This is a genomic window from Brucella tritici (genome assembly GCF_902825325.1).
Classification (GTDB): Bacteria; Pseudomonadota; Alphaproteobacteria; order Rhizobiales; family Rhizobiaceae; genus Brucella.
In genome coordinates this window covers 101,495-118,800 of sequence record NZ_CADEAR010000011.1, presented here as the reverse complement: position 1 = coordinate 118,800, position 17,306 = coordinate 101,495, and the positions used below count along the sequence as shown (strand labels likewise).

Sequence of the window (17,306 nt, the reverse complement as noted above, 5' to 3'; positions counted from 1 at the left end):
AGATGGGTAGACGCAGGAAGGCCCGGGAACGGGTCGATTGACGGAACAGTATTTTATCCTCGCTTCTGAATCAGATTGCTTGATCCGCGGCCAAATCTAGCCACAGACCAGAACAGGTACAAGCCGTCCAAGGCAGCACAAGAAATCTGTAACCGGTTCTTCCGGCAGATTGCGAACAAAATATGTCCGCAACTGTAACTCTATTTGAGGCTTAGCCCTGAACTCCGCTTTTCGCCGATATAGTGCCGCAATGCTTCCGGTCCAGTCGGCGAAAGCAGTTCGGCAGAGGGGCCCATCGCGGAAATCCGACCACTGTCGAGAAAAAGCAACACTGCATCAAGATAGAGCGCATCTTCAGGCGTGTGCGTTACCATCAGCACCGTCATGCCGGTTTCAAGTTGAAGCTCCCTGACCAGATCCAGCATCTGGTGTCGTAGCGCCGGGCCAAGTGAGGCGAAGGCTTCGTCAAGGAGCAGAATCGGGCGCTGGCGTATGAGGGCGCGGGCAATCGCTACGCGCTGGCGTTCGCCGCCGGAAAGCGCTTCAGGCTTGCGCTGTTCTTTGCCTGCGAGCCCGACACGCGACAGGGCTTCTGCGATATCGATGCTATCTTCTGCGGTCAGCTTCAGGTTCGGCGAGCGTCCGAGACCGACATTCTGTTCGACGGTCAGGTGGGCAAACAGGTTGTTTTCCTGAAACACCATCGAAACAGGCCGGTCGGCTGGCGAAAGTTCACTCACGTCTTTATCGCCAATGAAGATATGACCGGATTGCGGGAGTTCGAAACCGGCAATCAGGTTGAGAAGTGTCGACTTGCCCGAACCACTTGGCCCGACAACCGCAGCAATGACACCGCCCTTTATCGTCGCATCGAAATGCATGGCGGTTTCGCCATAGCTGAAACGAAGGTCATCGAGGCGAATTTCGGCAAGGGCGTTTATCGTGGCATTCATAGAGAAGGCGTTTCCTTTCGGGATGCGCGATCCGCGATCATCATCAACACGAGGCAAAGCAGCCCGAGAATAAGCGCCAGACCCGCCGCGTCGAATGTGCGATAGCTGCCCATGCGCTGCAAGAGGAGATAGGGCAGCGTCAAAAGCGCGTCACTGCCGAACAGGGCAATCGTGCCGAGGTCGCCAAGAGAAAGCGCCATGGCAAAGGCAAAGGCCATGCCGAAAGGTTTGCGGATCGACGGCCAGTCGATGAGCTGGAAACGGTTGAAGCCGCGAATGCCCAGTTGTGCGCAAAGCCGGTTGTGTCGGCTGGCTGCCGTGTCCCACGCCGGGCGCAGCAGACGCACGGCAAAGGGCATGGCCATCGCCGCATTGACGGTGACGACCATGAATGGTGCCATCGCAAACGGATCGGTGAAGTGGCGAAGCAGGATGAACCAGCCAGCGCCGATCACAATTGGCGGCATGACAAGGATCAGGCTGGCACCTGTATCGAAGATGTTGGCGAGCTTACGTTCTTTCACTGCTTCACGTGCTGACACAAGCGCAAGCGACAGAATGACCGAGAGGAGTGCTGCTGAAAAACCGAGTACCAGACTGGTGCCGATCGCGCGCCAGACCGTTCTCTCCGTCAATAGTCGTACAAGATCGGCAGCGAGACCGGAGATGACCACACCTGCAATCGGCAGCGCGACATAGAGGAAACCTATCCCGATAACGACAATGTTTGAAATGTGCTCAGCCGTGGACGCTTTGCCGTAGCGTCGTGGTGTCGCGGAATGGGTGAAGGCTTCTTCCGATGGCCTTCCGGTGAGACGCAGGGCCAGAAGGACAAGCAATGTCAATACAAGCTGCGTGAAGGTGAGGGCGACCGCCCGGCCCGGATCGAAATCGAAATGCAGGCTCTGGTAGATTGCAACTTCCAGGGTGGTGGCACGAGGCCCGCCGCCGAGCGTCAGCACGGTCGTGAAACTGGTCACGCAGAGCATGAAAATGAGGCCGATCATGCCCGGCAGATTGCGCCGGATCACGGGCCATTCGATGAGCCGGAAGCGCGCTCCATTACCCATGCCGAGCTGTGCGGCAAGCTTCAAGTAATCGGTCGGTATGGATTCGTATCCTGCCAGAATGAGACGGACCGCAAGCGGCATGTTAAAGAAGATATGGGCGATCAGGATGCCGGTGATTCCGTAGATATCAGGCTGGAATGGATGACCTGCGGCTTCGGACAGATGCGCAATGAATCCGTTGCGGCCATAGATGCTGGTGACGCCGAGCACTGCAACGAGTGCGGGTAGAGCAAGCGGCAGGGCAAACAGGCGCAGAATAAGCCCGCGCCCCGGAAAATTTGCTTCGGCATAGAGTGCGCGGGCGACAGGAACCGCAAACAGCACGGAAAGCAGGCTTGAAGCGATTGCCTGCAGGATCGTGAAACGAGCAACCCGCCATAGATAGGTGTCAAAATTGGCAGCGGCATCGAAGCCGCCGCTGCCCGCTTCAAATGCCAATGCGATAAGCGCGCCGCCGGCAAGCACGACCAGAAAGACAAGCGCCAGTGCACCCGCAGCGGGCTTCGCGGCGGATATGTTCTTCGTGCGGTGCTGTGCCGGAAATGTCGTCATTTACTGGTCGCGGCCAGCCATTCATCGACCCATGACTTCCTGTTCTTGGCGACTTCGTCGGAAGGGAGGAGAAGCATCTTTTCGGGCTTCGGCAGTGCGTCGAAAGCGGCTGGAAGTGGGGCGGAAGTCTTGCCGGCTGGATACATCCAGTTGGTTTCAGGAATGACATTCTGGAAACCGGGGCCGGTCATGAAAGCCAGAAATTTTTGCGCCAGAGGATTTTTTGCGCCGGTCGTGGTTTGAGCGGCTAACTCGATCTGGAGATAATTACCCTCCGGATAGGCCAGAGCCTTATAGCGCTCCGTCTTTTCCGCGATCATGTGATAGGCGGGAGACGTCGTATAGGACAGTACCATCGGGGCTTCGCCCTTGGTGAAGAGTCCATAAGCCTCCGACCAGCCGGGTGTGACGGTGAGAATGCGCTTCTGCAGTTTCTGCCAGGCCGCTTCCGCCTCATTGCCGTAGACGGATTTCATCCAGAGCAGCATGCCCAGCCCCGGCGTTGACGTGCGCGGGTCTTGCAGCACGATCTTCTGCGAAGGATCGCCTTCGACCAGTTCCTTCAGGCTCTTTGGAGGATTGGGCAGCTTTTCCGAATCGTAGACCACGGCGAAATAGCCGTAGTCGTAGGGAACGAAGATATCGTCCTTAAAGCCGCCCGGAACGCTCACATTGCTCTGGTCGATGCCGCTTGGTGCAAAAAAGCCGGTGGCGCGCGCTTCGGTCGTCAGATTGGTATCGAGACCGAGGACGATATCGGCTTTGGTATTGCTGCCTTCGAGCTTGAGACGGTTCAGCAGGGCAACGCCATCGGCGGAGGCGATCCAGTCAACTTCGCAGCCGCATTCCTTCTCGAAGTTTTCCTTGACCTTTGGCCCCGGACCCCATTCGGAAACGAAACTGTCATAGGTATAGACGGTGAGCTTGTCTTTCGCCTGCGCTGAAGGCGTGAAAGCCATAGCTGCGGAAAATGAAATAGCCAGCAAAGATAAAAGCCGCATCACGGCACTTCCTTTCTTTTACTACAAGAGGATTGAGCGCCGTTTATGGAGCGTCTAATCCCTCCGCCGGTGCAAACCGGATCAGGTTCAGCGGGTTGGCCTTTTTTCCGCATTTCTGGACGCAAAACCGTTTTACACTTTTGCTGGAAATGCTTTTGGGCCTCTCAGCCATCCGCGGAAGCGGATGGCACCCCGTTAGAGCGGTTGCGACAATAATCTTTCGCAACGGGAAGGGCAATAATGTTTCGGGGTATCGCACCGGCAGCGAATGCAGGCTTCCGGCGCGGATTAGCCCGTGTTATGAGCGGCTTATGAGCACATTCGTCATTCTCCTCGGCGGCGATCTGGTCGTGACCGATCGCCTGAAGCGCCAAATTGCAGATGCGCGTATTCTCGCTGCCGATAGCGGGATCAGGCATGCTGCGGCGCTTGGTGTCGAACCGGAACTGTGGCTCGGCGATTTCGATTCGACTTCCGCAGAGCTTCGCGTGCAATATGGACACGTGCCGCAAAAGACGTTCCCTGCCGCCAAGGACATGACGGATGGAGAACTGGCCTTCGAGGAAGCCTATATGCGGGGTGCGGATCGGGTGATCCTCTGTGGAGCTTTCGGCGGGCAGCGCACTGATCACACGCTGCTGCACCTGACCATGGCGACAGCGCAGGCGGCAAAAGGACGGAACGTGCTTTTATCCAGTGGCTCCGAGGAAGCCTGGCCCCTGCCGCCGGGAGATTATGTCTATGACTTTCCCGATGGAACGCCGTTCAGTGTGATTAATTTCAACACTGTCGAAGGCCTTTCGATCACAAATGCGGAGTGGCCGTTAGATAATGTGACACTGCCCTTCGGCTCTTCATGGACAGTGTCTAATGTAGTTCGTGGAACACTTCGTGTTACTGCGCATTCTGGATTGGCGATACTTATCGCCAACTTGGCGATGGAGGAAACACCGCGCCAAGGCCGCTAACCTTATTAATCGAAAGAGCTTGACGCTGGCGAGCGAAACGTATTGTAAATGGGCCAAGCGGGTGTCATCTGCTTTACGCCGAAATTGGGGACGCAAAGTCGGTGATTAGTTCAACTCTTGTAGGAGATGTTTCAATGAAATCACGTCTTACGATGATTGCTGTTGCTGGCGTGCTCGCGTTCTCGACGGCTGCATGCACGACGAATGAACAGCGCACGGCCGGTTACGGTGTCGGTGGCGCAGCACTCGGCGCTCTCGCCGGTGGCGCAATCGGCGGCAATGGTCGTGGCGCTCTTGCTGGCGCTGCTATCGGCGGCGTTGCCGGTACGCTCCTTGGTGCAGCCCAGACGCGCAATGGCACGCAGTACTGCCGCTACCGCGATCCGTATGGCCGCGTCTACGAAGCGCCTTGCCAGTAAGCATTGGGCCAGTAATGACTAGGCCAGCAATTGCTGGATAAATAAGTTTGCTGACAGGTCGGGGAAACCCGGCCTGTTTGTTTTTCATGGGTCTTTTCGTGCCGTACCATTTGACAGAACGGCTTTTGTCGCGGACAAGCAGGGCGGAATTTTAAACCCTGTTTATCGAAAAGAACCATGGCACCACCACTCCTTCGCCTCGACCAGATCAAGCTCACCTTTGGAGGCACGCCGCTTCTGGAGGATGCCGGCCTCTCGGTGAGCGAAGGCGACCGCATCGCGCTCGTAGGACGCAATGGTTCGGGTAAATCCACCCTGCTCAAGATTGCAGCCGGTATGGTGGAGGCGACATCGGGCGAGGTTTTCAAACATCCGGGAGCAACTATCCGCTATCTGCCACAGGTGCCGGATATGGACGGCTTTGCCAATGTGCGTGCCTATGTGGAAGCGGGGCTGGGGCCTGCCGACGACCCGCATCGTGTGACCTATCTTCTCGAACATCTCGGCCTGACGGGAGAAGAAAAGCCGGATCATCTGTCCGGCGGCGAGGCGCGGCGTGCCGCTCTGGCGCGGGTGATTGCACCGCAGCCCGACGTTCTGCTGCTGGACGAGCCGACCAACCATCTGGATCTGACCACCATCGAATGGCTGGAAAGTGAACTGCGCCAGATTCGCTCCGCCATTGTTTTGATCTCGCATGACCGCCGCTTTCTGGAGAATGTCAGCCGGGCGACGGTTTGGCTGGATCGTGGCATCACGCGTCGTCTGGAGCAGGGTTTTGGCCATTTCGAGGAATGGCGCGACAAGGTGCTGGAGGAGGAAGAGCGCGACCATCACAAGCTCGGGCGCCAGATCGCGCGCGAGGAGCATTGGCTGCGCTACGGTGTTACCGCCCGGCGCAAGCGCAATATGCGCCGCCTCGGCGAACTACATTCCATGCGCGCCGATTTTCGCAATCATCGCAAGGCGCAAGGGACGGCGGTTCTGGCGGCAAGCGATGCAAAGGAATCCGGCAAGCTGGTGATTGAAGCCAAGGGGCTGAGCAAGGCCTATGGCGAGCGCGTGCTGGTCAAGGATTTTTCGATCCGTGTGCAGCGCGGTGACCGTATCGGTCTCGTTGGACCCAACGGTGCCGGAAAGACGACGCTTCTGTCGCTTTTGACTGGCAAGCTTGCGCCGGATTCTGGAACCTTGCGGCTTGGCGTCAATCTCGAAATGGCCGAACTCGACCAGAAGCGCGAAAGCCTCAATCTGGATGAGACACTGGCGCATTACCTGACGGACGGGCGCGGCGAAAGCCTCGTGGTCAACGGCGAGCAACGGCATGTCGTGTCTTATATGAAGGACTTTCTGTTCCAGCCTGAGCAGGCGCGCACGCCCATTCGCGAACTTTCCGGTGGCGAACGTGCCCGTTTGATGCTGGCCCGCGTTCTGGCGCGGCCCGCAAACCTGCTTATCCTCGACGAACCAACCAACGATCTCGATATGGAAACCCTCGATCTGCTGCAGGAGCTTGTCGCAGGTTTTCCCGGCACAGTCATTCTGGTCAGCCACGACCGTGATTTTCTGGATCGCACGGTTACATCGGTGATTGCACCGGAAGGTGACGGGCGCTGGCTCGAATATGCGGGCGGCTATGCCGACATGATGGCTCAGCGCAAGGAGCAGGCTTTGAGCCGGCGCTCGGTCAAGGTGTCAGGCAGCCGAAGTGATGAGAAGTCGGAAGAGGACACTTCGCAGCCGAAGCGTGAGGAAAAGCGCAAGCTTTCCTACAAGCAGAAATTTGCGCTCGAAACCCTGCCGGGCAAGATGGATGCTCTCTCGAAGGAAATCGCAGTGCTGGAAGGCAAGCTTGCCGACCCGCAGCTTTATGCCAAGGATCCGACGCTGTTTGCCAAGACGGCCGATCTTCTTGAGAAGAAACGCTCCGAAAATGCGGCCATGGAAGAGGAATGGCTTGAGCTGGAAATGCTGCGAGAGGAAATCGAAGGGTAAGGCTACCCTTCGACATAATCTTCGAACTTAACTGCTCGCCTTGTTCAGCAAGGCGATTTCATCGTCGCTGAGTTTCAGTTCGGCTGCGGCGATCAGGTCGCCGAGCTGGGCCGAGCGTGTGGCGCTGGCGATAGGGGCTGTGATCGACGGCTGTGCGATGAGCCAGGCAATTGCAACTTGCGCCGGCGTGACATCGAGATTGCGTGCAACGTCATCTAGTGCAGCAATGATCCGCGAACCACGATCCGTCAGATATTTTTCGACCGATTTGCCGCGTGCGCTTTGTCCAAGATCGTCAGCGGAACGATACTTGCCGGTCAAGAACCCTGCTGCCAGCGAATAATAGGAAATAACGCCGAGTTCGTTTTCACGGCAGATTTTCTCCAACCCATTTTCGAAATCAGCGCGATCATAAAGATTATAGAGCGGTTGCAGGCTTTCATAGCGCGGCAGATTATTGGTCCTGGCGACGTCAAGCGCCTCTGTCAGCCGCTCAGGTGTGAGATTGGATGCACCGATGGCGCGCACTTTGCCTGCGTCGATGAGCTCCTTATAGGTGCCGAGCACATCTTCGAACGGTGTTTCGGGATCGTCCCAGTGCGATTGATAGAGGTCGATATAATCCGTCTGCAGCCGTTTGAGGGAGGCGTCGACCGCTTTGCGGATATAGGCCGGCGAAAGGCCTTTCTCATCGGGACCCATCTCGGAGCCGACCTTGGTGGCAATAACGACTTTATCGCGCAGGCCACGGGATTTCAGCCAGTTGCCGATAATGGTTTCGGATTCGCCACCCACATTTCCGGGCGCCCAGGCGGAATAGGCGTCCGCTGTGTCGATGAAATTGAATCCAGCATCAACGAAACGGTCGAGAATCGAGAATGATGTCGCTTCATCGACCGTCCATCCAAATACATTGCCGCCGAAGCAAAGCGGCGAAACATTGAGTTCGGTACGTCCGAGCTTCCTGAACTCCATAGACCCTATCCCCTTCCTCTGAATACGAATCGCAGGCGATCCGTCGGGTTTCGATTTCAGGAAGAAGGAAGGCTTCGGAAAGAGCCGAAATCAGCCCATGCCAAGTGCATCCATGTAAAGCTGCAGCATGGCTTCTTCTTCCTGACGTTCATGGTCTTCTTTTTTACGCAGACGAATAATGGTCCTCACGACCTTGCTGTCAAACCCAGAACCCTTCAATTCCGCGTAAACTTCCTTGATATCGTCGGCGATGGTCTTTTTTTCTTCTTCCAGGCGCTCGATGCGCTCGATAAAAGCGCGCAACTGGCCGACAGCAATGGTTTGGGCTTCGCTGGTAATGTCGTCGCTCACGAGGAGTTCTCCAATTCAAAGTCTATGATGGTGCGGACACGCATTGCGCGGAAACCGCTTATCGAAAGTCTGGACCGTTTTTCCCGCGAGTCGCAGGTAAAATTAAGAGCCTTTTTCGATGCACGACCCGATTTGGCGGGTCAAGCCCTGTGGATAGCGGGTAAAGCCTCTCCTGACAGGCCTGTTACTCACCGCGATCAGCACGTGAGCCGAAATGCTGGACCACATGAATGCCGGGCAAGGTGTTGATGTGCGCGATCATCGGCGCCAGCCTGTCGGCCCATTCATCTGCACCCTTGTCATCGGCAATCAGGTCCTGTCGCACCTCGATCAGGACATGGGCGAAGCCTTTTGCCGTCGCATGGCGATACATGGCATCGTTCTTGAGTGCGCCGTCATAAGGTTCGTTATCGCCAACCGTTAGATCAGCGTTTTCGCGCAGCAGCGACAAAAGCGGCTTTACGGCGCGGTCGTCCTTATCCCAGAGAAGACCGATCTGCCAGGGGCGGGCCTTTTCCTTCCAGCGCGGCGTGAAGGAATGGATCGAAACAATGAAGGGCGCTGCCCTGCTTTCAGCCGCCGTGCGCTCGCTCGCACGTGCTACCGTGTTGTGATAGGGGCGATAGAAGCGTTCAAGCCGTTCTTCGCGTTCACCTGCCGACATTGGGTAATTGCCGGAAATGACCGCACCATCGGACAATTGCATGATGAGCGTAGGGTCGTCTTCGCCGCGATTGGGATCGATCAGCAGCCGCGAAAACCCGCCGAGGACTGCAGGCGCGTTCAGACGGCTTGCAAGTTTGCGGGTCAGATTCTCGACGCCGATATCATAGGCGATGTGCCGGTCGAATTCACTTGTCTGCAAACCAAGTGTGCCATATTCGGCTGGAACATCGCGCCGTGCGTGGTCGGCGGTCAGGAGCAGGCCGAGACTGAAATCGCCGTCGACACTATGCGCGGGCGAGAACGGCGACGAAGCGGTTGATCCGGATTGAAGCGACATGGAGCGAAATCCGAGGCTAAATAAGGAGATTATTTCTGTGTTGTGCGGGAAGCTGTTTCAGGTCTGTCATGAGAAAGCCCGGATTGCAACGATCATTCTTTAATGAAGACGACCTGTTCTCAATGGGATTGCGTTGACATCAAAGGCGAAACTGCCGAAAAGAGAGCGACCCGAAATGGGATTTGCCCGAGATGGGATTTCCCTGTGCAATACAAATTGTTCGATAAAACCGATAGCGGGCTGAAGGGGTTCTGCGTATGCGACTTCCACTATCTCTAGTTTTGTTTGCCAGTGTGCTGATGACCGCGCTGGGCATGACATCCATAGAGGCTCGTGCGGATTTCCGCGTATGCAATGCAACCCAGAACCTTGTTGGCGTATCCATCGGCTATAGAGCCAAGACTGGCTGGGTGACCGAAGGCTGGTGGCACATCGACGGATCAAGCTGCAAGACCCTCATCGAGGGGCCGCTGACCTCGCGCTATTATTACCTCTACGCCGAAGACGCTCAGGGCGGCGGACGCTGGGAGGGCAAGGTCAATATGTGCGTGGCCGAGAAAGAATTCCGTATTACTGGCGTCCAGGATTGCTTTGCGCGGGGTTTCCAGCGCAATGGCTTCCAGGAATACGACACCGGGGAACAATCGAGCTGGATGGTTCAGCTCACCGATGAAACGCCGACAGAAAACCCCACTGTTACAGGAACGAATAGTCAATGAAGCGCAACCGCAAGGTCAAGATTCTCGCCACGCTAGGTCCGGCGTCGGGTGAGGAAGCCGTCATCCGCAAGCTGTTTGAGGCAGGCGCGGATGTGTTCCGCATCAATATGAGTCATGCCGACCATGACCTGATGCGCACCCTCGTCAAGCGCATCCGCAATGTGGAAAAGGAACTGGGCCGTCCGATCGGCATTCTGGCCGATCTTCAGGGCCCGAAGCTGCGCGTTGGCAAGTTCAAGGACGGTAAGGTCGATCTCGTTCCCGGCCAGACCTTCACCCTCGACAACAACGAAGCGCCTGGCGATGAACATCGCGTCTATCTTCCGCATCCGGAAATTCTTGAAGCTGTTGAACCGGGTCATCGTCTGTTGATCGATGACGGCAAGCTGCATCTGGTTGCCGAAGCAAGCGACGGCAAGTCGATCCGCTGCAAAGTGGTTTCCGGAACGCGTATTTCAGATCGCAAGGGCGTCAGCCTGCCGGATACGACGCTCGGTGTCGGTGCGCTGACGGAAAAGGACCGCAAGGATCTCGACGCGGTCCTGAAGGAAGAAATCGACTGGGTTGCGCTTTCCTTCATCCAGCGTCCGGAAGATTTGGCCGAAGTACGCAAGGTTTCGCGTGGCAAGGTTGGCCTGATGTCGAAGATCGAGAAGCCGCAGGCTGTGACGCGTCTCGATGAAATCATCGAGCTTTCCGACGCATTGATGGTCGCGCGTGGCGATCTTGGCGTTGAAGTGCCGCTTGAAAATGTTCCGGGCATTCAGAAGCAGATTACCCGCAAGGCGCGCCGTGCCGGCAAACCGGTCGTTGTCGCGACGCAGATGCTGGAATCGATGATTACAGCTCCGGTACCGACCCGCGCCGAAGTATCCGACGTTGCAACTGCAGTGTTCGAAGGCGCCGACGCGATCATGCTTTCAGCGGAATCTGCTTCGGGCCAATATCCGGTTGAAGCTGTCGCCACCATGAACCGCATCGCCGAGCAGGTGGAAAAGGAACCGACCTATTCGACTATCATCGATGCACAGCGTGCTGCACCAGAACCAACGGGTGCCGACGCGATTTCACTTGCTGCACGCCAGATCGCAGAAACGCTGAAGCTTTCGGCCATCGTCACTTATACCGCTTCCGGCACGACCGGCCTGCGCGCCGCCCGTGAGCGTCCGCGTACGCCGATCATTGCTCTGTCGCCGGTTGTTGACACCGCACGCAAGCTGTCGCTCGTCTGGGGCCTGCATTGCGTGGTGACTGCCGATGCGCACGATCTTGAAGACATGGTCAATCATGCTTGCGAAATCGTCTTCCACGAAGAGTTTGGTAAGGCAGGCGACCGCGTCATCATTACCGCTGGTGTTCCATTTGGCACGCCCGGCGCGACCAACATGCTGCGCATCGCCTATATAGGTCCGGACGGAAAGTCGGGCATTTAAAGCATTTCCAGCAAAAGTGCGAAGCGGTTTTGCGTCGGATAATGCGTAAGAAAAGACATAACCTGATCCGACTAAATCAGATCAGGTTATCTGGCGATATTCCGGGTGCGACGGGCCTGCAAATGGCGTTGTTTGCGCTTGCTGCGGCTCGTGTACCCAAAAGTACATTCCACTCCGGTTCTCAAACCCCACCATATTCGACACGCTACACCCGGAATCTCATCCAGTCATGGCGCACGGCATCTAAAGAAACGCGCTCCTTCGGAGCGCGTTTTTTGTCGTGAATGGTGATGAACTGGGGAGGCAGCAGATACGAAGCGGTTTCAGCGACTCCATTTTAACTGGAACAGGCTCTAAGTCCGCGTATCCGTCAGTTCGTCTGCAAGATCATTGAAGTTCTTCTGAGCGTCGCGCATCATCGGGTAGACGATGAGAGCCTGCTCATAGGCTTTCAGCGCCTGTTCCTTGAGGCCGCGCAGGCGCAAGATGGCCGCCATGCCGGTCAGAGCGCCATAGTGACGCGGTTCCAGCTCCAGCGTACGATTGATGTCGTACATGGCATGGGCATAGTCTTTTTGCAGGAAATAGACCGTAGCGCGGCGGTTCCAGGCCTCCGCATATTCCGGGTCGAGTGCTATTGCCTCATTCAGGAAGTCGATTGCCGAAGGATAGCGTCGCTCGAGCATCGCCGCATTGGCCCACTGCATCAGGAGGTCGACTGTTGCGCTGCCTGACTGCGACCACAGCGTATTGATCTGTGAAGCAATGCGCCGCGCCTTGGCTTCGTCCGTCGTGCGGCGAAGATCGGCAAAGAGCTTGTCGAGACGCTCTTCAGGCGTCTGGACTGCATCCGATGCAGGCTTTTCCGGGGAAGGTTTCTGCTCGCTGTCGGGGCCAGTCTGAACGGGCGTCAGAGGTGCAGTAAGCGGTACTTTGCCGGGCGCCACTTCGGCATACGCCAATGGCACCGTCGTACCAAGCGACGCGAGTACAGAAAAAGAAATCAGATATGCAAAAACGTTCCGCATGCGCATAGATTTTACCATGCGCAGCGAAACGTCAAATGCAAAATCAGAAATAAGATCAGCCCTGACGAGCCTTGTAGCGCGGGGCAGTCTTATTGATGATGTAAACGCGGCCCTTGCGGCGGACCAGCTGGCAGTCGCGATGACGGCCCTTGAGCGCTTTAAGCGAGTTCTTGATCTTCATGTCAATCACCGGTCTTGTTGGCCCGTTGACGTGCAGATGCCGCGGGGCTTCATAAAAACAGGCGCTCGAGGCGCCAATTGATTACAGGCACTGTTAGATGCCCGAAGGGTTGGCCGAAATACACAAGGTTTCGGGCAAATGTCAACTCCTGAGCCGCAGATTCAGGGCACTGGAGCTGAAATTCTTGGCAGGCGGCAAAAGATTCATCGGGAATCGACGGGATTCCCGATGAACATTATTTCCCGCGGGGGTGGATGCGCGTCACATGGCCCATCTTGCGGCCTGGACGAGCTTCCTTTTTACCGTAAAGATGCAACACGGCATTCTTTTCGGAGAGAATCGCTGGCACCTTCTCGACATCGTGGCCGATCAGGTTTTCCATCATGCAATCGGAATGGCGATCCGTGTTGCCCAAGGGTAATCCGGCTATGGCTCGGATATGCTGTTCGAACTGCGAAATGGCGCAGGCCGCTTCCGTCCAGTGGCCCGAATTATGGACGCGCGGGGCGAATTCGTTTGCCAGAAGCGTGCCGTCCTTCAGGACGAAGAACTCAAGTCCGAGCACGCCGACATAATCAAGCGCATTCAGAAGCTTTGTGGCGGCTTTGCGGGCGGCTTCCGCTGTGCTTTCGGAAATGGTAGCCGGTACGGTTGAAGTCGCGAGGATCCCGTCCTTGTGAACGTTTTCGGCAATATCAAAGATTGCGACATTGCCTGAACGGTCACGTGCTGCGATCACCGAGACTTCGCGCTCGAAATCTATGAAGCCTTCGAGGATGGCCGGGGCACGATTGATCGCGAGAAGTGCTTTATGAGCATCAGCCTCATCAAGTGACGTCAGGCGGACCTGTCCCTTGCCGTCATAACCAAGACGTCGCGTCTTGAGGATGCCACGCTCGCCAAGGGCACCCAGAGCTGCAATCAAGGTTTCTTCATCGTCCACAAGACGCCAGGGTGCCGTTTCGATGTCACTGGAGTTGAGAAACTGCTTTTCCGTAAAGCGATCCTGTGAGACTTCGAGCGCTGCCGGGGGAGGAAAGACCAGAGCGGTTTCAGCCAGCTTGTCGGCGGCACTGACTGGCACGTTCTCGAATTCGTAGGTAATGACATCGGACGCCGCTGCAAGTTCGGCAAGCGCTTTTGGGTCGTCATAGGAAGCAATGATCTGGCGATTAGCAACTTGTGCTGCAGGACAATCGGCCTGCGGCTCCAGGATCACGGTTTCAAAGCCGAGACGTGCTGCGGCCATGGCGAGCATTCTGCCGAGCTGGCCACCGCCAATAATGCCGATGGTTGCACCGGGCTTTAGTCCAGGATTTTCCATGTCAAGCCTCGTTCGAAGGATGTTCGGCCACGCTTTCGGTTTGCGCTCTGCGCCACTCATCAAGGCGGCCAGCAAGCGCCTCGTCGTAAAGCGCCAGGACGGCTGCAGCGAGAAGGGCGGCGTTGACCGCACCGGCGCGACCGATGGCGAGTGTGCCGACGGGAATGCCGGCTGGCATCTGTACGATGGAGAGGAGCGAATCCTGACCCGAGAGCGCCTTGGACTGAACCGGAACGCCGAAGACAGGCAGTGGCGTCATCGCTGCGGCCATGCCCGGCAGGTGAGCTGCGCCGCCCGCACCCGCGATAACGACCTTGAACCCTTCTGCCTTGGCGCCTTTGGCAAAGGCAACGAGGCGATCAGGCGTGCGATGCGCGGAAACAATCCGGGCATCGAAGGAAATGCCGAGTGCTTCCAGTGTGTCTGCAGCATGGCGCATGGTTTCCCAGTCGGACTGGCTTCCCATGATGACGGCGACATCGGCAGTAACGCTCATTGATCTTCCTGCTCCGCTTCTTTCGTGCATGTTTAGGGTGATATTAAAAATGATAAAGCCGGGCGAACCCCGGCTCTGTCATGGATCATTATGGACATTCAGGCGATGATGTCGGGGATTACCCGATCTTCCATCTCCTGCAGCTTGTCCTTGATTGCGAGTTTTTTCTTCTTCATGCGCTGGACGCGCAATTGGTCGCAGCCAACGGCTATCATGGCGTTTATAGCAGCATCGAAATCCGCGTGTTCCTGTTTCAGTCGTGCGACGGCCAATCTGATTTCGGCCTGTTCCTGATCGGACATGCGGTGCCCCGTTCTGTTGAATAATTTTACGGGCCGCACCGAACCATAAAAAGGTGCGGCATCAGCCCGTTTCCGGCGAAGCCCTTATCATATTTTTCGCCTCAGGAAAATGCTACCACGACAAAATCGACTTTGCACCAAACTCATGCCAAACTGTCATGGTTCTGTCATGGATGGCGGCTGTCGAAGGCGACAACAATACCGCATCCTTGGCAGCCGGGACTGCGTGTTTGGCCCGGAATACAGGAGGTGTGCCGGACGTTCATGCAGGTTGAATGGCGGGATAGCGGACAAACGGGCAAACGAGGTCCGCGCTGTTCCGTAAATCAGGGAAATCAACCAAAGGAGATCTGATGATGGCTATCGAGTCCCATCTTGCCACGCTCGAAAAGAAGCACGGCGCTCTGGAGCAGGAAATTTCCGAAGCTATAGCGTCACCGGCAATGGACGACCTGCACGTTGCATCTCTCAAGCGCAAGAAGCTTATGCTTAAGGACCAGATCGAAAAACTGAGATCCCAGGTAACACGTCACTAACAGGGAAGCCGCGCTTAGATCGCGGTTCGATAAGGCGTCTTAAACCATCGACATTGGAGACCGAACGGCTCTGACGAGTTGGAGTTTCTTTGTCGTGAATGCAGTTTGCATTCCAAAGCGAAGATGCCGAAATTCAGTATTGGCGGCTGTGCCACAGCCGCCGAACATATTGATTCAACTATTTAATCGACTTCATTTATCGGAGCCATTTTCAGCGTCCGTCAACCTTCCGTCTCAGCTCTTGGATCGAGGTTCAGCGCTTCCGGCGTTGCGCCACGTTCCGACGGCATGCTCTTGAACTGATCCTTTTCTTCTTTCGGAACGGACGCGCGCTTGCGTGAGCGGAACAGTGCATAGCCGGTGATGGAAATATGCGCGAGCATGGTGATGGCGAAGAGGCCGGACGGCCAGAAAATATCCATGGCCGCAGCCGCTAGCAACGGCCCCAACATCGTGCCGAAGCCATAAAGCAACAGAAGCCCGCTCGATACTTTCACAAAGCTTTCCGACGTCGCATGATCGTTCGCGTGGGCAACGGCAACGGGATAGAGCGCATAGGCAAGCGCGCCATAACAGCCGGTCATCGTAATGATGACGGGGCCGCTGGACGGAGCGACGAGAAAGGCAATGAGGCCAACCAGTGCCGCCAGCGCCGCAACGCTTGCCAGCACGAAACGTCGGTCAACCAGATCGGAAATGCGTCCGATTGGAATCTGCATCAAGGCTCCGGCTGCGATAGTGACACTGACCATCAAGGCGATTTCGGTGGTCGAAATGCCGGATTTCGCACCGAAGACAGCTCCAAGCGTGCCCCAGGCGCCATTGGCGATGCCGATCAGGATACAACCTACGAAAGCTGCAGGTGAGTTGTTATAGAGCGCCTTGAGATCAAGCTGCACTTCGGTCAGCGGCTTGGGGCTGACGGCTGTGGAGATTGCCGTTGGAATGAGAGCCAGGCAGAAGAAGACACCGCTTATCATGAACAGATGATCGGAGCGCACGTCTCCTGCTGCCACCAGCATCTGGCCGGACATGGTGGCCCCGTAATTGACCATCATATACATGCCGAAAATCTTGCCGCGTGATTCGTTGGTTGCACGCTCATTCAGCCAACTTTCAATGACCATGAAGGCGCCAGCCATGGAAAAGCCGGTGAAAGCGCGCAGGATCACCCAGATTGTTGCATCCACGAAGATGCCGGACAGAAGGGCGATGATCGCTGCCGATGCGGCAAAACAGCCGAATGCCCGCACATGGCCGACGCGGCGCACAAGGCGCGGCGCAAACAGACAGCCCGCAACGAAACCGCCCGCCCAGGTGGTGCCGAGCATGCCGAGCGATGCCACTGAGAAGCCTTCCACACCGCCGCGCAGCGGCAATAGAAGACCGTGAAGTCCCGAAGCGATGAGAAGGAAGGCTGTACCGCAGAGAAGGGCCAGAACCTGAATGTAAATGCGCAAAATTCTATTCCCGAAGTCTGAAGCCGAATTGTCAGTGCTGAGGCTGATGAGCGATCATTGTGATCAATGTTTTTGTTCGGAAAGGTCTCCCTCGGAAATGGTTCCGGCTGTTTTGCTCCGGTATCCATTTCCGTTGACGATCTCACTTCTAGTGGTCTGCTTCCGACATTTGCATCCCTCGGATATGAGCGCCGAGCAAATGTCGGAAGCAAAAAGACCACTAGTAACTTTATGAATCTAGTGGATTTTTCGAATTTGACGTTTGAAACGGGATAATATCGGACGGGTATCAAACGTCAAATTCAATCCACTAGCGAAACAATGCTTCTGCCGCAGCGCGGCTATCGCCCTTCTTGAGGCGTTCTGTCTTCAATCGCTCTATCTCGGATTGCAGCAAGGCTATACGCTGGTCGATCTCGATAACCGAAAGCAGCGATAGCTCCTCGTCGCTTAGCGCCACGCTATTGCGGGGCTTTACTACATCCTCATCGAAACCGCTCATAGCCGTCCTCCGTGGTCAATGATGGCTCAGAAAAGATT

At 56.3% G+C, this 17,306-nt stretch carries 19 protein-coding genes and 1 riboswitch; of the genes, 6 read left to right on the top strand and 13 right to left on the bottom strand.

Translation table 11 applies throughout. The features are described 5' to 3' along the window. Positions 1-200: 200 nt before the first annotated feature. From thiQ to thiB, 3 genes are read right to left on the bottom strand one after another with little or no spacing between them, the layout of a single operon-like run. Positions 201-941, bottom strand: a complete 741-nt coding sequence (gene thiQ / locus HWX93_RS16670; protein WP_176038046.1) for a thiamine ABC transporter ATP-binding protein — start codon at positions 939-941, stop codon at positions 201-203. Positions 942-949: 8 nt separating this feature from the next. After that, on the bottom strand, positions 950-2,575 hold the full coding sequence (gene thiP / locus HWX93_RS16665) for a thiamine/thiamine pyrophosphate ABC transporter permease ThiP (RefSeq protein ID WP_176038008.1): 1,626 nt from the start codon (positions 2,573-2,575) through the stop codon (positions 950-952). After that, positions 2,572-3,576, bottom strand: coding sequence for a thiamine ABC transporter substrate binding subunit (gene thiB / locus HWX93_RS16660; RefSeq protein WP_176038007.1), 1,005 nt, complete (start codon positions 3,574-3,576; stop codon positions 2,572-2,574). Before thiB ends, thiP begins: the two co-directional genes overlap by 4 nt. Before the next feature lie 41 nt (positions 3,577-3,617). Continuing rightward, positions 3,618-3,781: riboswitch (TPP riboswitch) on the bottom strand. Between the two features lie 106 nt (positions 3,782-3,887). On the opposite strand from thiB, the gene HWX93_RS16655 reads away from it, so the two are divergent. From HWX93_RS16655 to HWX93_RS16645, 3 genes are all read left to right on the top strand, one after another. Continuing rightward, positions 3,888-4,544, top strand: coding sequence for a thiamine diphosphokinase (locus HWX93_RS16655; RefSeq protein ID WP_176038006.1), 657 nt, complete (start codon positions 3,888-3,890; stop codon positions 4,542-4,544). 134 nt (positions 4,545-4,678) lie between these two features. Beyond that, the gene (locus HWX93_RS16650) at positions 4,679-4,963 is read left to right on the top strand and encodes a hypothetical protein (protein ID WP_010661429.1); all 285 of its coding nucleotides are present in this window, start codon (positions 4,679-4,681) and stop codon (positions 4,961-4,963) included. A 177-nt stretch (positions 4,964-5,140) separates the two neighbouring features. Next, a complete protein-coding gene (locus HWX93_RS16645; protein WP_176038005.1) occupies positions 5,141-6,958 on the top strand; it encodes an ABC-F family ATP-binding cassette domain-containing protein in 1,818 nt (605 codons plus the stop codon). A gap of 27 nt (positions 6,959-6,985) precedes the next feature. Here the strand turns inward: HWX93_RS16645 and HWX93_RS16640 are convergent, their stop codons facing one another. From HWX93_RS16640 to HWX93_RS16630, 3 genes are all read right to left on the bottom strand, one after another. Then, complete coding sequence (locus HWX93_RS16640) at positions 6,986-7,933, bottom strand: aldo/keto reductase (protein ID WP_176038004.1); 948 nt, start codon at positions 7,931-7,933, stop codon at positions 6,986-6,988. A gap of 90 nt (positions 7,934-8,023) precedes the next feature. Further along, positions 8,024-8,284: a DUF2312 domain-containing protein gene (locus tag HWX93_RS16635; RefSeq protein WP_061348000.1), complete on the bottom strand. Its 261-nt coding sequence runs from the start codon at positions 8,282-8,284 to the stop codon at positions 8,024-8,026. Positions 8,285-8,468: 184 nt separating this feature from the next. Next, entirely contained in the window at positions 8,469-9,287 is an 819-nt protein-coding gene (locus HWX93_RS16630; RefSeq protein ID WP_176038003.1) for an N-formylglutamate amidohydrolase, read from the bottom strand. Between the two features lie 257 nt (positions 9,288-9,544). On the opposite strand from HWX93_RS16630, the gene HWX93_RS16625 reads away from it, so the two are divergent. Beyond that, entirely contained in the window at positions 9,545-10,006 is a 462-nt protein-coding gene (locus tag HWX93_RS16625) for a DUF1036 domain-containing protein (protein WP_176038002.1), read from the top strand. Further along, on the top strand, positions 10,003-11,439 hold the full coding sequence (gene pyk / locus HWX93_RS16620) for a pyruvate kinase (RefSeq protein ID WP_109989000.1): 1,437 nt from the start codon (positions 10,003-10,005) through the stop codon (positions 11,437-11,439). The genes HWX93_RS16625 and pyk overlap by 4 nt, the downstream gene beginning before the upstream one ends. A 353-nt stretch (positions 11,440-11,792) precedes the next feature. On the opposite strand, the gene HWX93_RS16615 is transcribed toward pyk, so the two are convergent. From HWX93_RS16615 to HWX93_RS16595, 5 genes are all read right to left on the bottom strand, one after another. Further along, positions 11,793-12,485 (bottom strand): tetratricopeptide repeat protein, encoded by a 693-nt coding sequence (locus tag HWX93_RS16615; RefSeq protein WP_176038001.1) that lies wholly within the window; start codon positions 12,483-12,485, stop codon positions 11,793-11,795. A gap of 37 nt (positions 12,486-12,522) precedes the next feature. Next, the gene (ykgO, locus tag HWX93_RS16610) at positions 12,523-12,648 is read right to left on the bottom strand and encodes a type B 50S ribosomal protein L36 (protein ID WP_010661422.1); all 126 of its coding nucleotides are present in this window, start codon (positions 12,646-12,648) and stop codon (positions 12,523-12,525) included. Between the two features lie 235 nt (positions 12,649-12,883). Then, a complete protein-coding gene (locus HWX93_RS16605) occupies positions 12,884-13,972 on the bottom strand; it encodes a 5-(carboxyamino)imidazole ribonucleotide synthase (protein ID WP_109988998.1) in 1,089 nt (362 codons plus the stop codon). Position 13,973: 1 nt separating this feature from the next. Further along, a complete protein-coding gene (gene purE / locus HWX93_RS16600) occupies positions 13,974-14,468 on the bottom strand; it encodes a 5-(carboxyamino)imidazole ribonucleotide mutase (RefSeq protein ID WP_176038000.1) in 495 nt (164 codons plus the stop codon). 98 nt (positions 14,469-14,566) lie between these two features. Continuing rightward, positions 14,567-14,770, bottom strand: a complete 204-nt coding sequence (locus HWX93_RS16595; protein WP_006471281.1) for a YdcH family protein — start codon at positions 14,768-14,770, stop codon at positions 14,567-14,569. 353 nt (positions 14,771-15,123) lie between these two features. On the opposite strand from HWX93_RS16595, the gene HWX93_RS16590 reads away from it, so the two are divergent. Further along, entirely contained in the window at positions 15,124-15,306 is a 183-nt protein-coding gene (locus tag HWX93_RS16590) for a YdcH family protein (RefSeq protein ID WP_012091308.1), read from the top strand. A gap of 221 nt (positions 15,307-15,527) precedes the next feature. Here the strand turns inward: HWX93_RS16590 and HWX93_RS16585 are convergent, their stop codons facing one another. Both HWX93_RS16585 and HWX93_RS16580 read right to left on the bottom strand, forming a co-directional pair. Continuing rightward, positions 15,528-16,766, bottom strand: a complete 1,239-nt coding sequence (locus tag HWX93_RS16585; RefSeq protein ID WP_109988996.1) for an MFS transporter — start codon at positions 16,764-16,766, stop codon at positions 15,528-15,530. Positions 16,767-17,076: 310 nt separating this feature from the next. Then, positions 17,077-17,268, bottom strand: coding sequence for a DUF1192 domain-containing protein (locus tag HWX93_RS16580; protein WP_109988995.1), 192 nt, complete (start codon positions 17,266-17,268; stop codon positions 17,077-17,079). Positions 17,269-17,306: the final 38 nt, after the last annotated feature.